This is a genomic window from Belnapia sp. (assembly GCF_059504005.1).
Window position 1 is genome coordinate 1 of sequence record NZ_JCACHU010000019.1, and the last position, 14,427, is coordinate 14,427.

The 14,427-nt window shown below is 73.4% G+C and carries 16 protein-coding genes; 1 reads left to right on the forward strand and 15 read right to left on the reverse strand.

Features of this window, described 5'->3' with window-relative positions; all coding sequences use genetic code 11:
• Window positions 1–66 precede the first annotated feature (66 nt).
• Together AC5JJ1_RS03410 and AC5JJ1_RS03415 are read right to left on the reverse strand one after the other, a co-directional pair.
• Window positions 67–1,139 (reverse strand): IS630 family transposase gene (locus tag AC5JJ1_RS03410; protein WP_495783715.1). Its coding sequence is split into 2 segments (ribosomal slippage): window positions 67–644 and window positions 644–1,139, totalling 1,074 coding nucleotides; the frame shifts between segments, so codons are not numbered across the junction.
• A 12-nt stretch (window positions 1,140–1,151) separates the two neighbouring features.
• Window positions 1,152–1,463 (reverse strand): Ada metal-binding domain-containing protein, encoded by a 312-nt coding sequence (locus tag AC5JJ1_RS03415; protein WP_495783716.1) that lies wholly within the window; start codon window positions 1,461–1,463, stop codon window positions 1,152–1,154.
• Between the two features lie 431 nt (window positions 1,464–1,894).
• On the opposite strand from AC5JJ1_RS03415, the gene AC5JJ1_RS03420 reads away from it, so the two are divergent.
• Window positions 1,895–2,236: an SWIB/MDM2 domain-containing protein gene (locus AC5JJ1_RS03420; protein ID WP_495783717.1), complete on the forward strand. Its 342-nt coding sequence runs from the start codon at window positions 1,895–1,897 to the stop codon at window positions 2,234–2,236.
• A gap of 201 nt (window positions 2,237–2,437) precedes the next feature.
• On the opposite strand, the gene AC5JJ1_RS03425 is transcribed toward AC5JJ1_RS03420, so the two are convergent.
• From AC5JJ1_RS03425 to AC5JJ1_RS03485, 13 genes are all read right to left on the reverse strand, one after another.
• Window positions 2,438–2,842 (reverse strand): TadE/TadG family type IV pilus assembly protein, encoded by a 405-nt coding sequence (locus AC5JJ1_RS03425; protein ID WP_495783718.1) that lies wholly within the window; start codon window positions 2,840–2,842, stop codon window positions 2,438–2,440.
• Window positions 2,839–4,137: a pilus assembly protein TadG-related protein gene (locus AC5JJ1_RS03430; protein WP_495783719.1), complete on the reverse strand. Its 1,299-nt coding sequence runs from the start codon at window positions 4,135–4,137 to the stop codon at window positions 2,839–2,841. Before AC5JJ1_RS03430 ends, AC5JJ1_RS03425 begins: the two co-directional genes overlap by 4 nt.
• Window positions 4,134–4,625, reverse strand: a complete 492-nt coding sequence (locus AC5JJ1_RS03435; RefSeq protein ID WP_495783720.1) for a hypothetical protein — start codon at window positions 4,623–4,625, stop codon at window positions 4,134–4,136. The genes AC5JJ1_RS03430 and AC5JJ1_RS03435 overlap by 4 nt, the downstream gene beginning before the upstream one ends.
• Window positions 4,622–5,383 (reverse strand): tetratricopeptide repeat protein, encoded by a 762-nt coding sequence (locus tag AC5JJ1_RS03440; RefSeq protein ID WP_495783721.1) that lies wholly within the window; start codon window positions 5,381–5,383, stop codon window positions 4,622–4,624. Before AC5JJ1_RS03440 ends, AC5JJ1_RS03435 begins: the two co-directional genes overlap by 4 nt.
• On the reverse strand, window positions 5,380–6,342 hold the full coding sequence (locus AC5JJ1_RS03445; protein ID WP_495783722.1) for a type II secretion system F family protein: 963 nt from the start codon (window positions 6,340–6,342) through the stop codon (window positions 5,380–5,382). The genes AC5JJ1_RS03440 and AC5JJ1_RS03445 overlap by 4 nt, the downstream gene beginning before the upstream one ends.
• Window positions 6,342–7,295 (reverse strand): type II secretion system F family protein, encoded by a 954-nt coding sequence (locus tag AC5JJ1_RS03450; RefSeq protein WP_495783723.1) that lies wholly within the window; start codon window positions 7,293–7,295, stop codon window positions 6,342–6,344. The genes AC5JJ1_RS03445 and AC5JJ1_RS03450 overlap by 1 nt, the downstream gene beginning before the upstream one ends.
• 2 nt (window positions 7,296–7,297) lie before the next feature.
• On the reverse strand, window positions 7,298–8,665 hold the full coding sequence (locus tag AC5JJ1_RS03455) for a TadA family conjugal transfer-associated ATPase (protein ID WP_495783724.1): 1,368 nt from the start codon (window positions 8,663–8,665) through the stop codon (window positions 7,298–7,300).
• A complete protein-coding gene (locus AC5JJ1_RS03460) occupies window positions 8,662–9,918 on the reverse strand; it encodes a CpaE/TadZ family protein (RefSeq protein WP_495783725.1) in 1,257 nt (418 codons plus the stop codon). The genes AC5JJ1_RS03455 and AC5JJ1_RS03460 overlap by 4 nt, the downstream gene beginning before the upstream one ends.
• Complete coding sequence (locus AC5JJ1_RS03465; protein ID WP_495783726.1) at window positions 9,908–10,216, reverse strand: hypothetical protein; 309 nt, start codon at window positions 10,214–10,216, stop codon at window positions 9,908–9,910. The genes AC5JJ1_RS03460 and AC5JJ1_RS03465 overlap by 11 nt, the downstream gene beginning before the upstream one ends.
• Window positions 10,213–11,766, reverse strand: a complete 1,554-nt coding sequence (locus tag AC5JJ1_RS03470) for a type II and III secretion system protein family protein (protein WP_495783727.1) — start codon at window positions 11,764–11,766, stop codon at window positions 10,213–10,215. Before AC5JJ1_RS03470 ends, AC5JJ1_RS03465 begins: the two co-directional genes overlap by 4 nt.
• Window positions 11,763–12,629: a Flp pilus assembly protein CpaB gene (cpaB, locus tag AC5JJ1_RS03475; protein ID WP_495783728.1), complete on the reverse strand. Its 867-nt coding sequence runs from the start codon at window positions 12,627–12,629 to the stop codon at window positions 11,763–11,765. The genes AC5JJ1_RS03470 and cpaB overlap by 4 nt, the downstream gene beginning before the upstream one ends.
• A gap of 3 nt (window positions 12,630–12,632) precedes the next feature.
• Window positions 12,633–13,127, reverse strand: a complete 495-nt coding sequence (locus tag AC5JJ1_RS03480) for an A24 family peptidase (RefSeq protein ID WP_495783729.1) — start codon at window positions 13,125–13,127, stop codon at window positions 12,633–12,635.
• Window positions 13,128–13,219: 92 nt separating this feature from the next.
• Window positions 13,220–13,411 carry a Flp family type IVb pilin gene (locus AC5JJ1_RS03485; protein WP_495783730.1) on the reverse strand — a complete coding sequence of 64 codons (192 nt, stop codon included), beginning with the start codon at window positions 13,409–13,411 and terminating at the stop codon, window positions 13,220–13,222.
• Window positions 13,412–14,427 lie beyond the last annotated feature (1,016 nt).

A 14,427-nucleotide genomic window follows, 5' to 3' on the forward strand; every position in this document is an offset into this window, starting at 1 on the left:
ATCACGCTCCGCCGTCTAGCCAACAAACAGAAGAAAATTGCTTAACGCCCTCTTATACGCTCGGCCTCATTGGGTGACCTGTGCCCATGGTCGTGATGCGATGGCGGTGATGCGTTCGGGCTGGCTGGTGAGCCAGTTCCAGGCATCGGTGCATGCGTCGAGGATGTCGTCGTAGGTCTTGTAGACGCGGTTGGCGAGCCTGTTGGAACGTAGGTAGGCCCAGACGTTTTCCACCGGGTTCAGCTCCGGCGCGTAGGGCGGCAAGCGGAGCGGGGTGATGTTGGCGGGCATGCGCAACTTGCCCCCGGTCTGGTGCCAGCCCGCACCATCCAGGACGACGACCGCATGGGCACCTGGTGCGACTTGGCTGTTGATCTCGGCGAGGTGGAGGGTCATGGTGCGGGCGTTGGCAGCGGGCAGCACAAGGCCGGCGCCAATGCCGCGGGCCGGGCAGACCGCACCGAAGAGGTAGGCCGAGGCATAGCGGCAGTCCTTCGGCGCGGCGGGGCGCGAGCCGCATTCGGCCCAGATCCGCGTCAGCGTGCCCTGCTGGCCGACTCTGGCCTCGTCCTGCCACCAGATCTCAAGCGGCTTGTCGCGCGCTTCCGGTGGCAGGGCGGCGGTCACCAGGGCGGCGAAGTCGGCCTGAAAGACGCCTGTGCCGCGGCGTTATGGCCAGGGTGGCGCGGCCGCACAACCAACCGGCGGAAGCCGAGGCGGCACAGCACATGGCCGACGCTCCGCTCGGCCAACACGACGCCGAAGCGCTTGGCAATGGCGCGCGCAAGATCGGCCCGGCGCCAGCGCACAACGCCGTCCCGCGCCAGGTCGGGGCCGCGACGCACCCACTCGGCCACCTCCGCCTCCTGCTCGGACGACAGACGCCGCTTTGGCCCGGTCTCGCCCACCCGGCCTCGCAGGCCCGCCAAGCCCTCGGCGTTGTAGCGATGCACCCAGTCGCGCAGTGTCTGCCGGTCCATCCCCGCCGCACGGGCAGCTTCCGTCCGCGACTGCCCCTCCAGCACCAGTGCTAGGGCCAACATACGCCGGGACGCCGCCGCATCCCGTCCGCGTACTGCCGCCCGGCGCAGCCCCGCCGCGTCCAAATCCGTCCGGCTGATCGCCACCGCCGCCACCATCGCCGCCTCCGCTCACCCGCAAGAGCAGCAAATCACCATCCCAGCCGTACTGGACATCACCTGCGAGTCAGCCATCTCGGCCGTCCGTATAAGTCCTCCCTCGCTGGCCCCGGCCGTGCCGCCGGAGACGACCTTGTCCATGGCCGGCGCCGCCTCGGACCGGCAGCGGAGGCATGGGCGGTATCCCGCGCGTTCGGCGGAGGCGGCGGTTGGATGGAAGCTCATATTCTCGAAGCGCGGCATCCGGGCCGAGCAGACCGGGCGGCAGTAGATCAAGGTCGTGCGCACGCCGACGAAGAACAGCCATCGATGGACCGGTCGCACCGGATGATCGCCTCGTAGCAGCGTCTCGGATCAAGCATGCCCCGACGGTAACGGCGCTGCCCCGCGATTTCGAGGGCGGGGCGATGACCACGTCCGGAATCGACCGGCTGCCTCGGGCGCGACGGCATCCGGAAAGACCGGCGCTGCCTGCTGCCCGCCGCCAATACCATCCCGCAGGCCGCAGAGCTGCCCCGAAGGGCAGAACCCAGGGGCCGTGCCGCATCGCTGCGGAGGGCGGACCGCGGATGCCGGCCTGCACGACCCCATCCGAGGACCATCCCGGCGGCCCCTGCCGTTGCGCTGACGGCCGCCGGCACGAGGCCCGGGGACCGGACCCACCGGAACTGTTGGATGCGGCTGTCGTTTCGCGTCGACTTGAACTAGTGTCGTTCCGCGACATGCCGCGAGTGAGAGTGACCAGGAGCGTAATGATGGCTGAGAAGACGCCGCCGAGCAAGCCGAAGGCAGGGGCATCCAAGGATGCCGGTTCAACGAAGGCGACCAAGGTCGAGAAGCCTAGCAAGGGCAACAAGCCGAATGCGCTTCAGCAGCCGCTCAAGCCGTCCGAGGAGCTGGCAGCCGTTGTCGGCGGCGAGGAACTCGCCCGTGGCGAGGCGGTGAGCAAGGTCTGGGCCTATATCAAGGCCAACAAGCTGCAGAACCCGAAGGATGGGCGCGAGATCCTCGCCGACGACAAGCTGCGCAAGGTCTTCGGCAAGGACAAGGTCACGATGTTCGAAATGAACAAGTACCTGGCCCAGCACCTGAAATAGAGTTTGCTGTAGCGGCGCCCGGAGGCTGACCACGCGCCGCAGCCACGCCATCACCCGGGACACGGCCCGCGGCGACGGTGCCGTCCGGCCTTCCCGGCCGGAGCGAGCTTCGGTCAGGTGGATCAGCCTGATCGGAGGTCCTGGCCCGGCCCAACGACAGGCCGGGGCGGGTTCCGCGAGCCGGCGCGAACGAAGGCCGCCCTAGAAGGGCAGCGTCACCGATTGGCTCGGCCTGTCCAGCCGGCTGCCCCAGAGCGGCAGCAGCGGCCTGAAGCTCTGCGAGGCCTGCACAACCAGCGCGCTGCCGTTCGCGCCCACCGTGACGGTCGGGGCGGCGCCGCCGAGATAGAGCCCCGGCGCGATCAGCCGCTTCTCGGCATCGCTCAGCGGGTCGCCGCAGGTCGCGGGCGACTGGTTGCGGGCGACCGCCTGCGCGTAGCAGCCGATGATCACGGCACGCGACGTCGCACTCGCCAGGTTGCCGAGCGAGGCCGTCACCATCCCGTAGCGGCCGAGGTCCAGGAGGCCGAGCAGGATGAGGAAGAGCGGCGGCGCGACCAGCGCGAACTCGGCCGTGGTCGTGCCGGAACAGGGGCGGCGCCTCATCGGACCAGCATCACGACCTGGGAGCGGGGCACGGTCTTCGCCGGGCAACCGCCGCTGCTGAAGGTGGAGTTGCCCTGCACCGTCAGCGTGGCGGCGATCACCTGCGTGCAGTTGTTGGCGCTCGCGGCGTTGCCGCCCCAGGTGACGTTGCCGTTCGGGAAATAGACGACGCCGCCGAGGACGGAGTTGCCGTTCCCGTTGATGTTGACGTTGCCGCCGTTGTCGCCCGAGAACAGCACGCCATCCAGCGCCGGGTAGCTGTTGTTCGTCATGGGGGCGGTGAGCGTCACCGTCCCGCCATTGATGGTCAGGCTCGAATTGCCGAGCAGCACGATGCTGACATTGGTGCCGGTCAGGCTGCCGCCGGTCATCTTCACCGTGGCGTTGGAGAAGAAATAGGTCCCCGCCGCCAGCGTCATCGCGCCGCCATTGATCGTCAGGTCGCCATAGGCCGTGGCGGAGGGCGAGAGCTGGCAGGTCTGGTTGTTCGAGCAGGTCGTCTTGGTGGAACTGGTCCGGATGCCGGAGAACTGGCTGTTGAGCCCGGCCAGCGGATCCTTCACCGGCGCCCTGTACCAGTTATAGGGCACCGGGAGGCCGTAGCAGGTGGTGCTCGGCGCCGTGCAGCCCGCCACCGCATTGGTCGCCCATCCGGCGCCGACAAATTGCGGCGTGCTGTTGAACTTGAACCCGGTATTCGACATCAGCGTGCAATTGCCGCCGGTGAGGACCGAGCTGCCGCCGATCGTCATGCCGTTCGGCCCCAGCAGGCCCAGCGCGCAGATCGGCGCGGGCGTCTGGACCTGGGCGATGGCCCGGGCATCGACCGTGAAGGTCCGGCCGGTGAAGAGTGCGGCGAAATGCGTCGGCAGGGTCTGCGACACCTGCACCTGCACGGCATTGCCGCTGCCCTGGGTGGCCGCGACGGTGAAGCTGCCCGCCGCATAGGTGCCGGTCGAGACCAGGACGGAGCGGGTGGTGCCCTGCGGCACGCTCGGGCAGGTTGCGCCCGGATAGGCGGCGGCATCGCCCTGCGAGCAGAAGCCGTTCTGCGCCGCGAATTGCCGGGCGCGGAAGCCCACCGTCTGGCTGTCGGCCTGGGCCGCCGCGAGGCGCAGCGCGCCGGAATAGGCGGCGGCATCCGCCGCGTTCTGCGCCCGCCGCTGGAGCAGGTACCAGCTGCCCAGCTCGGCGCCGAGCGCCGCCATCCCGACCAGGGGCACCGCGAGCGCCGCGAAGACCGTGGCGACGGAGCCGCGGCGGCAGCGCAGCGTCCTGGCGAAGGCGGCGATCATTGGAAGCGCTCCGTATGCACGATCCGGCAGCCGCCGGGCGGGCGGCAGAGGCCGAGCACCTGCGTCGACACCGTCACGGTCGTTGCCAGCGACACCCATTTCGGGAAGCTGGCATTCGAGGTGCAGGCGGTGGCGGCGTCGCCGCACAGCACCTGCGCGGTCACGGTGAAGCCCGGCACGGCGGGCAGCGTCCAGCCCGCGGTGTTGGTCACGTCGGGCGGCGGGTGGAACTGGGCATAGGCGCCGAGGCCGCGGAGCGTCTGGTAGGCGGCGATCGACCGGACGGCGACGCTCGCCACATCCGCCACCGGCAGGGACAGGCCGATGAGGACCGGCAGCACCAGCGCGAATTCGGAGGCGGCGACGGCCCTTCGGCTCCGCAGCGCCAGCCAGGCAGGATGAAGACCGATGAAGCGCATCGCAGCCGCTCCCTCCCTGTGGTTCGCGCCGCCCTTCGCCGGCGGCATGGCGTCGACGGGCGCGCTCATGGCGCAGGGCCCTCCGGCCCGGGGGCCTGGGCCAGGCGCAGCATCGCGGCGCCGAGGGCGGCATCCGCCCGCTCGCCGCCGCGCTGCGCCTCCGGCAGGCCGAGCATGGCCTGGGCCAGGGCGAGGTTGGCCCGGACCCGCGGCCGGTCGCCGTGCCGCAGCGCCAGCTGGTCGAGCATGGCCGCCGCTTCCGCGACGCGCCCCGACAGCATCAGCGACACGGCGAGGTTGTTGCGCACCGCGACGCTGTCCGGCGCCAGCCGCAGCGCCTCGCGGTAGCTCCGCTCCGCTTCGGCATGCCGGCCGAGCAGGTCGAGCGCGACGCCCTGCCCGTCCCGGGCCGCGGCGTCGCGCGGCATCGCGGCGGCCGCCTGGGTGAAAAGCGCCAGGGCCTGCTCGGCCGCGCCGGCGCGCAGCCGCAGCCGCGCGAGCTCGGCGAGCAGCAGCGGGTCGTCGCGCCGGCGCTCGAGGGCGCGCGTCACCACCTGCTCCGCCTCGCCGAGCCGGCCGGCGCGGGCCAGGGCCGCGGCGAAGCGGGCCTGCAGCTCCGGCCGGTTCGGCTCCGCCGTCGCGGCCGAGGCGAAGAGGGAGAGCGCGACGTCCCGCTGGCCGGAGGTCTCCGCCGCCTCCGCCACCCGGAGCCGGGCCGCGCCGTCGTAGCGCGCCCCGCCGGGTTCGGCGCCGGCGCAGGCCGCGAGCCAGGCCAGGGCGGAGAGGGCCAGAGGGCGGACCGGCAGGCGGCGCAAGGTGGCGGTCATGGCGAGCCTCCGAGGGACTTGCCGATCTCGAGGATCGACGGGCCGAGCAGCGCGATGAACAGCGCGGGCAGGATGAAGAGGATGAGCGGCCCGATCAGCTTGGCCGGCAGCTTGATGGCCTTCTCCTCGAGCCGCAGCATGCGCTCCTGCCGCATGTCGGCGGCGAGGGCGCGCAGCGCCTGGGCCAGCGGCGTGCCGTAGCGCAGCGTCTGCGACAGGGTGGTGCCGAGGCGCCGGAAGCCTTCGAGATCCGTCCGCTCCGCCATCCGCTCCAGCGCCAGGCGGCGGTCGGGCAGCATGCGCAGCTCCTGCAGGAGCGTGTTCATCTCGCCCGCGATGGCCCGGTTCGAGCCCTCCATCTCCCGCGCCACGCGGTCGACCGCGGTCTCCAGCGCAAGCCCCGCCTCGGCCGCGACGACGAGGAGGTCGAGCGCATCGGGCAGGCCCCGCCGCAGCTGCTCCTGGAAGGGGCGCCGCAGCCAGTCGAGCAGCCGGTTCGGCAGGATCACGGCGAGGACCAGCGCGCCCACGACCGCGAGGCTGGTCTGCGTCTGGTCCATCTCCTGCGCCCAGGCCAGGCCGAGCGCGGCCAGCGGCATGGTGAGCAGCGCGAAGGCCTTGGCGCCGAGGAAGAAGGGCACCGCCCAGCCGGCCTCGATCCCGGCCGCGGTCATGGCGCGGCGGAAGTCCTCGATCTCCCGCGGGGAGACGATGGCGCTGTCGCGCAGCCATTCGCCGACGCGCAGCACGGGCCGGGCCAGCCCTTCCCGCACGCCGCGCGCGGCCCGCCGCGCCTCGCCCGCCGCATCGGGCTGCAGCAGGCCGCGCATCCGGCGGCCGACATCCCTGTCCTCCGCCCCCTGCGCCAGCAGCACGGCGGCGAAGAGGGCGAGGCCGATGGCGCCGCCGGCCGCGGAGGCGGCGAGCAGCAGCGTTCCAGAATCGGGCAGGCCCGGCATCAGTCCCGCCCCGCGCTGCGGATCAGCCAGCGGATGGTCAGCAGCCCGAGCAGCATCAGGCCGAAGCCCCCGAGCGCCATGCGCTGGCCGGTCGGGTTGCTGGTGAAGGCCTCGATGTAGAAGGGCTGGATGACCGACATGGCCGCCGCGGCGACGAAGGGCAAGATGACGAGCAGCCCGGCCTGCGCCTTGGCCTCGCCGGCCAGCGCCCGGGCCCGCTTCGCCATGGCGACGCGCTTGCGCACCATCTCCGCCAAGTTCTCGAGCGTCTCGGCGAGGCTGCCGCCGGTCTGCGCCTGCAGGCCGAGGGTGACGGCGAGGAAGGCGTATTCCGTCAGCCCGGTGCGCTGGTGGAGGCGGGCGAGCGCGACGTCGACCGGCCGACCGATCGCCATGTCGCCCACGACGCGCGCGAATTCCTCCCGGCTCGGCGAGGCGATCTCCCGGCTCATGCCGCGCAGCGCCTCGCCGAGGGGCAGGCCGGCGCGGATCGCGCGGATCATCAGCCCGAGCGCATCGGGGATCTGCTGGAACACCGCATCGCAATAGCGGGCATGCTGCCAGCCATGGATCAGCCGCGCCGCCAGCACCGCGCCCGCCGGCAGCAGCACCGGCGCGAGCGGCGGGCCGAGCAGGCTGGCCCCGGCCCAGGCCACTGCACCACCGGCGGCCAGGGAGAGCGCCACCACCACCGGCCAGCCGAGCCGCCGGGCATGCGGCAAGTCCGGCCTCAGGCCGACCAGGCGGGCCAGCCACAGCGCGAGGCCGTCCGGCGCGCCCCCGCCGGCGCGGATGCTCGGCAGCGCCGGGGCGGCCGCCTGCTGCGCCTCGGCCAGCGACCGCACCCGGTCGCGCAGCGCCCGGCCGGAGCCGCCATGGGCAAGGGCGATGCAGGCCAGCAGCAGCCCCAGCAGCAGCAGCCCGGCTGGCAGGAGGAGCAGCGCCGGGGCCATGGTCAGGCCTCGCGCAGCGCGGCCATCCAGGCCTCGCCGAGCCCGAAATAATCCAGCCGCTCCGAGAAGCCGGGACGGAGGGCGGGCGTCACCCAGCGGCCGCGGATGCGTCCGCCGGGATCCTCGCCCTGATACTCGAAGGCGAAGACGTCGTTCATCGTCACCACCTCACCCTCGAGCCCGCAGACCTCGGCGACCTGCAGCACGCGCCGGCCGCCGTCGCGCATGCGCGCGACCTGGACGATCAGGTCGACGGCGCTGGCGATCTGGGTGCGGATGGCGCGGCTCGGCAGGTTGCTCTGGCCCATCTGCACCATGTTCTCGATGCGGATCACGGCATCCCGCGCGGTGTTGGCGTGCACCGTGCAGTAGGACCCGTCATGGCCGGTATTCATCGCCTGCAGCATGTCGAAGGCCTCGGCGCCGCGGACCTCGCCGACGATGATGCGGTCGGGGCGCATCCGCAGCGCGTTGCGGATCAGGTCGCGCTGGGTGATCTCGCCGCGGCCCTCGAGGTTCACCGGCCGCGTCTCCAGCCGCACCACATGCGGCTGCTGCAGCTGCAGCTCCGCCGCATCCTCGATGGTGACGATGCGCTCGCCATGGTCGATCAGCCGGCTCATCGCATTCATCATGGTGGTCTTGCCGGAGCCGGTGCCGCCCGAGATCACCACGTTCAGCCGGCAGCGGGCCGCGATCTCGAGGATGCGGGCGACCGCGGGCGACATGGAGCCGCCGGCCACCATCCCGGCGAAGTCGACCTTGCGCTTGGCGAATTTGCGGATGGAGATGCAGGCGCCGTCGATCGCCAGCGGCGGGAAGACGACGTTGACGCGGCTGCCGTCGGGCAGGCGGCAATCGACCAGCGGGCTGCTCTCGTCGACCCGGCGCCCGACCGAGGCCGCCATCTTCTGCGCGATCGCCGCGAGCTGCGCGCCGCTGCGGAAGCGGATGTCGGTAAGCTGGACCTTGCCGCGGACCTCGACGAACACGCGGTCCGGGCCGTTGACCATGATGTCGCTGATGCTCTCGTCCTGCAGCAGCGATTCGAGCGGGCCGTAGCCCACCATGTCGTCGGCGATCTCCTCGGCGACGCGCGCCTGCTCGCGGGCTGAGATCTCGGCGCGTTCCCGATTGGCGACCTCGTGCACGAGGGATTCGAGCTGGCTGCGCAGCGCCGGGGCCGGCAGCTCCGCCGCGGCGGTCGGGTCCACCCGCTCCATCACCAGGAGGCGCAAGCGCTCGATCGTGGCGCGGGCCGCGTCCGCGCCCGGCGGCGGCGGCGCGGCCTCCGGCGGCGCGCCAGGGGGCTGCGTCTCCGGCTGCGGCTCCGGCTGGGGCATGGCGCGGCGGCCGAAGGCGCGGCTCACGGCGCGCCCCGCCCGAACAGGCGCCAGAGCAGGCCGGCCGGCCGCGCCGCGGCGACGCCGGCGATGTCCTGCAGCAGGGGCGCCAGGGCGCGGCGCAGCACCGCACTCTCGCGCGAGGCCGGCTGGCCGAGATTGGCCGCCCGCGGCAGGACGCGGGGCAGGTCGGGGATCACCAGGTCGGGCGGCGCGCCCAGCCCCTCCTCGACCAGCTTCGGCTTGAGGCCGCCCGGCATTCCGGCGCGGTTCAGCAGGATCGTCGCCCGCGAGTTGCCGAGCCCGGCCGCCAGCTTGCGGAGCGCGAGCGCGTCGCGGATGCCCGCCAGGTCGGGCCCGAGCACCAGCAGGCTGTGCCGCGCCGCCGCGAGGACGGCGCGCTCGGCCGGCCCCGGCGGCACCGGCAGATCCACGACGACGACGTTGAAGCGCTGCCGCAGCATGGCGAGGACCGCCTGCACCGCGGTGTCGACCGGCTGGGGCTGGGCGTCCATCGGCTCCTCCGCCGCGATCAGCCGGAGCCGGTCGGAGATCGGGATGCCGACCCGGTCGAGGAAGAGCGCATCGGCGCGGTCCGGCTGCTCCAGCGCGACCCGCAGCCCCGTCCCTGGGCGGACGCCGAGCAGCAGCCCCGCCGTGCCGCCCCGCAGGTGCAGGTCGAGCAGCGCGATGTGGCTGCGGCCCTGCTCGGCCAGCTGCACCGCGAGGTTGACGGCGACGGTGGTGGCGCCGACACCGCCGCGGACGCCGCAGACCGCGACCACCTGGCTGCCGCGGCCGAGCGCCTCCGCCGCCGCGCTCGCCGCCGGCCCGGCGAGATGGGGGCCAAGGAGGCGCGCCACCATGTCGCGGGTCAGCGGCTTGTGCAGGTATTCGAGCACGCCGAGCTCGCGGGTCAGCCGGCGGTAGAAGCCGATCTCCGCCTGCTCGCCGATGACCATGACCCGGACGTCCGGCGTGCAGACGCCGCTTAGCATCTCGAGCGCCTGCAGCGGCTCCGCGATGCCGGCGATGTCGACGAGGAGGACCTCGGGCGTCGGCTCCCGCTCGAGCAGGCGGATCGCGGTGCGGATGTCGCCGCGGCGGAATTGCAGCACGCCGAGGGTGTCGGGCAGGCCGCCGCGCAGCGCCGCCTCGCTGGCCTCGTCCGCCACGAAGGCGAGGAAGGCCGGCCGGTCGCCGGCCATGGCGGGGAGGAGGCGCGCGCCGCCGCGCGCCGCATCCGCCGCCTCGCGCGGCAGGGGGCGGTCAGCGGGCATGGCCGGGCTCCGCGGCGGGGGCCTGGGGGGCGGCGACGCTGCCGATCGCGGCCGCGCGGCTGTCGGGCAGCGGGCGCCGGCGGTCGAGCTCCAGCCGGCGGATGGCCAGGGCCGCCGGCTCGGCGCGCTCGGTCCGCGCCGCGGCGCCGGCCCGGGCATGGGAGGGCTCGGCGAGCATGGCGGCCAGGTTGGCCTCGTTCGCCCCGGTTGGGCGCCAGGTGCCCGGCCGGAGGAAGTCGTCGCCCGGCCCGCAGGCCACGAGCGGCAGGAGCAGGAGGAGCGCGCGGAGGGGCCTCATTCGATGATGAACCCCGCATCGAGGGCGCCGCGCGGCGGCGGCGACGCGGGCTCGCCGCGGGCGAGCTGCCGCCGGTAGAGCACCCGGTCGAGGTCGGTCGCCGGGCGGTAGCCGTCGGTCGGCGCCGCCAGCGCCTGCGGCCCCGCGGCGGGCTTGACCAGGTAGGGCGTGATGATGATGACCAGCTCGGTCTCGTTGCGCTGGAACCGGTCGGAGCGGAACAGCGCGCCGAGCACCGGCACGTCGCCGAGGCCGTTGACGCCGCTGTTGGCCAGGCTGGAGCTGCGCTGCAGCAGCCCGGCGATGGCGAAGCTCTGGCCGCTGCCGAGCTCCACCGTGGTCTCCGCCCGGCGGACGTTGAGCGCCGGGATGCGCACCACGCCGCTGGCGAGCGGCAGGCTGATGGCGCCGTTCTCCGACAGCTCGCTCACCTCCGGCCGGACCCGGAGGTTCAGCCGCTCCGGCCCCAGCACGGTCGGGACGAAGGCGAGGCTGACGCCGAACTGCTTGTACTCGATGGTGATGGTGTTGTTGAGGGAACTGGCCGCGACCGGCACCGGGAATTCCCCGCCGGCGAGGAAGCTCGCCACCTCGCCCGACTGCGCGGTCAGGTTGGGCTCGGCGAGGATGGTGATGAGCCGGTCGGAGGCGAGCGCGTCGACCACCGCGTTGATGTCGAAGCGCGAGGAGCGGTAGCCGAGGCCGAAGCGGCCGACCTGCGCATCGGTGGCGGAGGGCCGGCTGGTCAGCGCACTGAGCACCGCGCCGGCGCCGCCGGTCTGCAGGCCGAAGAGCAGGCCGTTCCCGCCATTGGCGACGGCCTGCCAGTTGAAGCCGAGGTCGCGGCTGACCTGGCGCGAGATCTCGGCGACGCGGACCCGCAGGTTGACCTGGATCGAGGAGAGCAGGGCGAGGCCGTTGACGACCTCGCGCCCCTCCCCGGCATAGGTGCGGGCGATGGCCTCGGCGCGCTGCGCGTCGGCGGCGCCCGGCACCTCGCCGGTGAGGATGAGGCCGTTCGGCCCGGCGGCGGTGACCTGCACGCCCTCGGCGCCGCGGACCATGCGCCGGATCATGCTCTGCACCGCGGCCGCATTGGGGGGCGGGCCGGCGGCGGGCTGCGCCGGCGCGGCGGGCCCGCCGATGGCCGGGGCGGCCGGGGCGGCGGCCGGGGCGGCGGCGCGGCCGGGCTGGACCGTGACCTCGTATTCGGCGACCGGGCTGCCATCCTCGCCCAGGGCGACGACGGTGGTGCGGCCGGCGGCGACGGCCATGACGAAGAGGCTGGTGGGCGAGGCCGGCTGCACCCGGGCGATGCGCGGATCGGCCGCCATGACCGTCACCGCCGGCGCGGGCAAGCGCACCAGCCGGCCGGCCCCGGCCTCGAGCAGGAGAATCGAGGGCCGGGCGGCGGCGGCCGCGGCGGGCGGCGCCTCCTCCCGCGCCGGCCAGGGCTGGGGCGCCAGCGGATCCGCCCCGCGGCGCTGCGCCAGGGCCGGCGGCGGCAGGAGCAGGCCGAAGGCCAGCAGGGCGAGGCCTGCGCGTCTCATCGGAACACGACCTCCTGCTGCTCGTCGCCCTGGACCACGCGCATGCGCACGCCCTGCGAGATCGCCGAGCGGGCGAGCGCGGGCGAGACATCGGCGCCGAAGACGGGGTTGAAGACGGGACCGCCCTGCGCCGCCGGCTCGCCCTCCGGCCAGTCGATCGCGCGCACGGTGAGGGCGATGCGGCCGAGGCGGCTGGCGACCGCGACGCGCTCCGCCTGCTCCGACGTCACCTCGAGGGAAACGGTGCGGGCGATGCGGCCGGCCGCCGCCTCGTCCGGATTGGCGCCACGGGTGAAGAGCTGGTCGACGGCAATCGCCCGGACATCGGTCAGCACCGTCTCGCCGATGACGCGGCGGGCGAGCGGCGCCTCGCCGGCGGCCAGCTCCTGGGTCAGGATCAGGTCCACCCGGTCGCCGGGCCAGATCAGCCCCGCGGCGCCGGTGACGACGTCGACGCCGACCGAGATGGCCCGCATCCCCGGCCGCAGCACGGCGGCGAGGAAGCCGCGGTCGCGCGGGTGGAGCACGTCCTCCCGCCGCAGCACCGCCTCGGGGTCGAGGTAGCGGCGCAGCAGGGCGCCGCGGAATTCGCCGGCGGACCCGGCATCGGCGAGGATGGCGCCGGGCGGCACCGCATCCGGCGCCACCTCGCGCAGCGTGAGGTCCTCATCCTTCAGCAGCGTGCCGGCGGGCAGCGGCCGCCGGGCGACGGCGATGCGCGGGCGCGGCGCTGGCGGCGGGGGCGGCTCCGCCAGGGCGGCCGCGGGCGGCGCCGGGCGCGGCGCCAGCAGCTGGTAGCCGAGGCCGGCAAGGCCGACCGCGCTCAGCATCAGCGAGACGATGACCAGCAGCCGCAGGAACATGGCCTATCCCTTCCAGGGGGTCAGCAGCGTGAGGAGGCCGCCGGCGGCGATGGCGACGCCGTAGGGCAGCGGGCCGCCGCGGCGCAGCCGCCAGGCCTCCACCGCAAGGATGCGGGCCAGCGGCCGGGCGGCGCCCGCCGACGCGAGGCGCGGCGCGAGGCGGTGCCCGTTGAGGTAGACGAGACCGAGCAGCCCGCCGGCGAGGGCGGTGGCCGTTACGAAGTCCCAGGTGGCCTCGGGCGAGAGGCCGAGGGTGAGGGCGCCGGCCAGCTTCACGTCGCCGCCGCCGAGCCAGCCGCGCATGGCGCAGGCCAGCAGGATGCCGAAGAGCAGCAGCGCGGCGAGCGTGGCCTCCAGCGCGGCGCCCCAGCCCAGGGCGAGGCGGCCGGCGAGGCCGAGCAGGGCGAGGAGCAGGACGAGCGGGTCCGGGATGATGCGGGCCACGACATCCCGCCAGGCTGCGGCGAGCAGCAGGCCGATGGTCAGCGCGATCGCCATGGCAGGGGTGCCGTTCGTGATTGCGTGTCCTGGTTGCGGGAGGGGAGCCGGCCCGCGGCGATGGAGTACGGGCCGGCCCCGTCTGGTCGGGCTTAGGTGCCGCCGCCGCCGCCGGCCGCGGCGAGCAGGCCGCTGAAGACGCCGGTGATGCGCGTGCCGAGGCCGCTGGCCGCCCCAGCGACGACGACCACGATGCCGGTGGCGAGCACGGCGTACTCGGCGGCGGTGACGCCCTTGCGATCCTTGAGGGCGGCGGTGGCGGTGGCGATCAGCGTGCGGATCATGGTGGTTGCCTTCCTGGTTCGTCGTTGAAGGGCGGGCGCCGGGACGGCGAAGCAGTGGCGCCGGCCTGTTGACCCGATGCGACCCCTCGCTGAGAGGCGTCCCATGCGGCGCAACTTATGATTGAGTTAAGATGGTCGTCAACACTTTTTAGTTGTTTTTTTTTGGTTCTGGCGTTCCGGGAGGCGGGCCTGGGCCTCAGCCGCGGCCGATGGGGGCGAAGGGTTCCATGGCCACGGGCCCCAGGGTGGCGACCGAATTCGAAGCACCACTGCAGGTAGAAAGAAAAGCGTCTGTTTCTCGCACGAATCGCTCGGTCATTCTCCTGAGGCCCACAAAAAAGTGCTCAAAATCAGCGGGCTGCAGCAACCTCTACGAACCGCATACGAAATATCACGAGGTCTGGAGCGCCTGGATGATGCCCCATACTGTTACATCGGGATCACAACATTCGGACGGGACGGTACGACAACGTTGCTACTTGTTCGGACCATCTTGCGCCCTGGCTGACACCTTTCCCGCGGATTGGGACTGGTAGGGTCAGCCGCCCAATCCGCTGGCAGGCTGGTGAAGGGCTGCCTGGCGAGCCTGGTTCAGGCGCGGCAGCGTTCGGCAGGGCTGTTGCCGAAGGATCGGACCGGCCTGCCTTGCCGCACGCAGCGGGTGCCCGGAGCAGCGTCGGGTCCCGATCCGGATCGGGGTCCCGGGCGTCGGCTCCGTCCCGGCCCGGGTGACGCGGGTGGAGACGGGCGGCTTCGCGGTCGCCCCCTCGCCGAGCGAGGAGCAGCGGCAGGCCATCACGGCCAAGCTGGACATGCGGGAGGGCGCCGCGGGCACCAGCCTCGATGGCCTGGTGACGGGCCTTGCCTTCCGCGCCGCGTGGCGCTCGACACATGACGGCCGGTCGGCCGACCGCCACCGCGGCCGCCGGAGCATGTCGGGTTCACCGGCCATGCGCGGCGCTGTCGCTTCCAGTGGGGATCCACGCCTCCGGACGACGCCGTCCTGCGGCGATCCG

Excerpts from the sequence above, each read along its gene's own strand:
- AC5JJ1_RS03440 (WP_495783721.1), bottom strand. The coding sequence starts at position 5,383 with ATGACCGCCACCTTGCGCCGCCTGCCGGTCCGCCCTCTGGCCCTCTCC.
- AC5JJ1_RS03435 (WP_495783720.1), bottom strand. The coding sequence starts at position 4,625 with ATGAGCGCGCCCGTCGACGCCATGCCGCCGGCGAAGGGCGGCGCGAAC.
- AC5JJ1_RS03465 (WP_495783726.1), bottom strand. The coding sequence starts at position 10,216 with ATGAGGCCCCTCCGCGCGCTCCTCCTGCTCCTGCCGCTCGTGGCCTGC.
- AC5JJ1_RS03430 (WP_495783719.1), bottom strand. The coding sequence starts at position 4,137 with ATGATCGCCGCCTTCGCCAGGACGCTGCGCTGCCGCCGCGGCTCCGTC.
- AC5JJ1_RS03450 (WP_495783723.1), bottom strand. The coding sequence starts at position 7,295 with ATGGCCCCGGCGCTGCTCCTCCTGCCAGCCGGGCTGCTGCTGCTGGGG.
- AC5JJ1_RS03425 (WP_495783718.1), bottom strand. The coding sequence starts at position 2,842 with ATGAGGCGCCGCCCCTGTTCCGGCACGACCACGGCCGAGTTCGCGCTG.
- AC5JJ1_RS03460 (WP_495783725.1), bottom strand. The coding sequence starts at position 9,918 with ATGCCCGCTGACCGCCCCCTGCCGCGCGAGGCGGCGGATGCGGCGCGC.
- AC5JJ1_RS03420 (WP_495783717.1), top strand. The coding sequence starts at position 1,895 with ATGGCTGAGAAGACGCCGCCGAGCAAGCCGAAGGCAGGGGCATCCAAG.
- AC5JJ1_RS03445 (WP_495783722.1), bottom strand. The coding sequence starts at position 6,342 with ATGCCGGGCCTGCCCGATTCTGGAACGCTGCTGCTCGCCGCCTCCGCG.
- cpaB (WP_495783728.1), bottom strand. The coding sequence starts at position 12,629 with ATGTTCCTGCGGCTGCTGGTCATCGTCTCGCTGATGCTGAGCGCGGTC.
- AC5JJ1_RS03485 (WP_495783730.1), bottom strand. The coding sequence starts at position 13,411 with ATGATCCGCACGCTGATCGCCACCGCCACCGCCGCCCTCAAGGATCGC.
- AC5JJ1_RS03470 (WP_495783727.1), bottom strand. The coding sequence starts at position 11,766 with ATGAGACGCGCAGGCCTCGCCCTGCTGGCCTTCGGCCTGCTCCTGCCG.
- AC5JJ1_RS03480 (WP_495783729.1), bottom strand. The coding sequence starts at position 13,127 with ATGGCGATCGCGCTGACCATCGGCCTGCTGCTCGCCGCAGCCTGGCGG.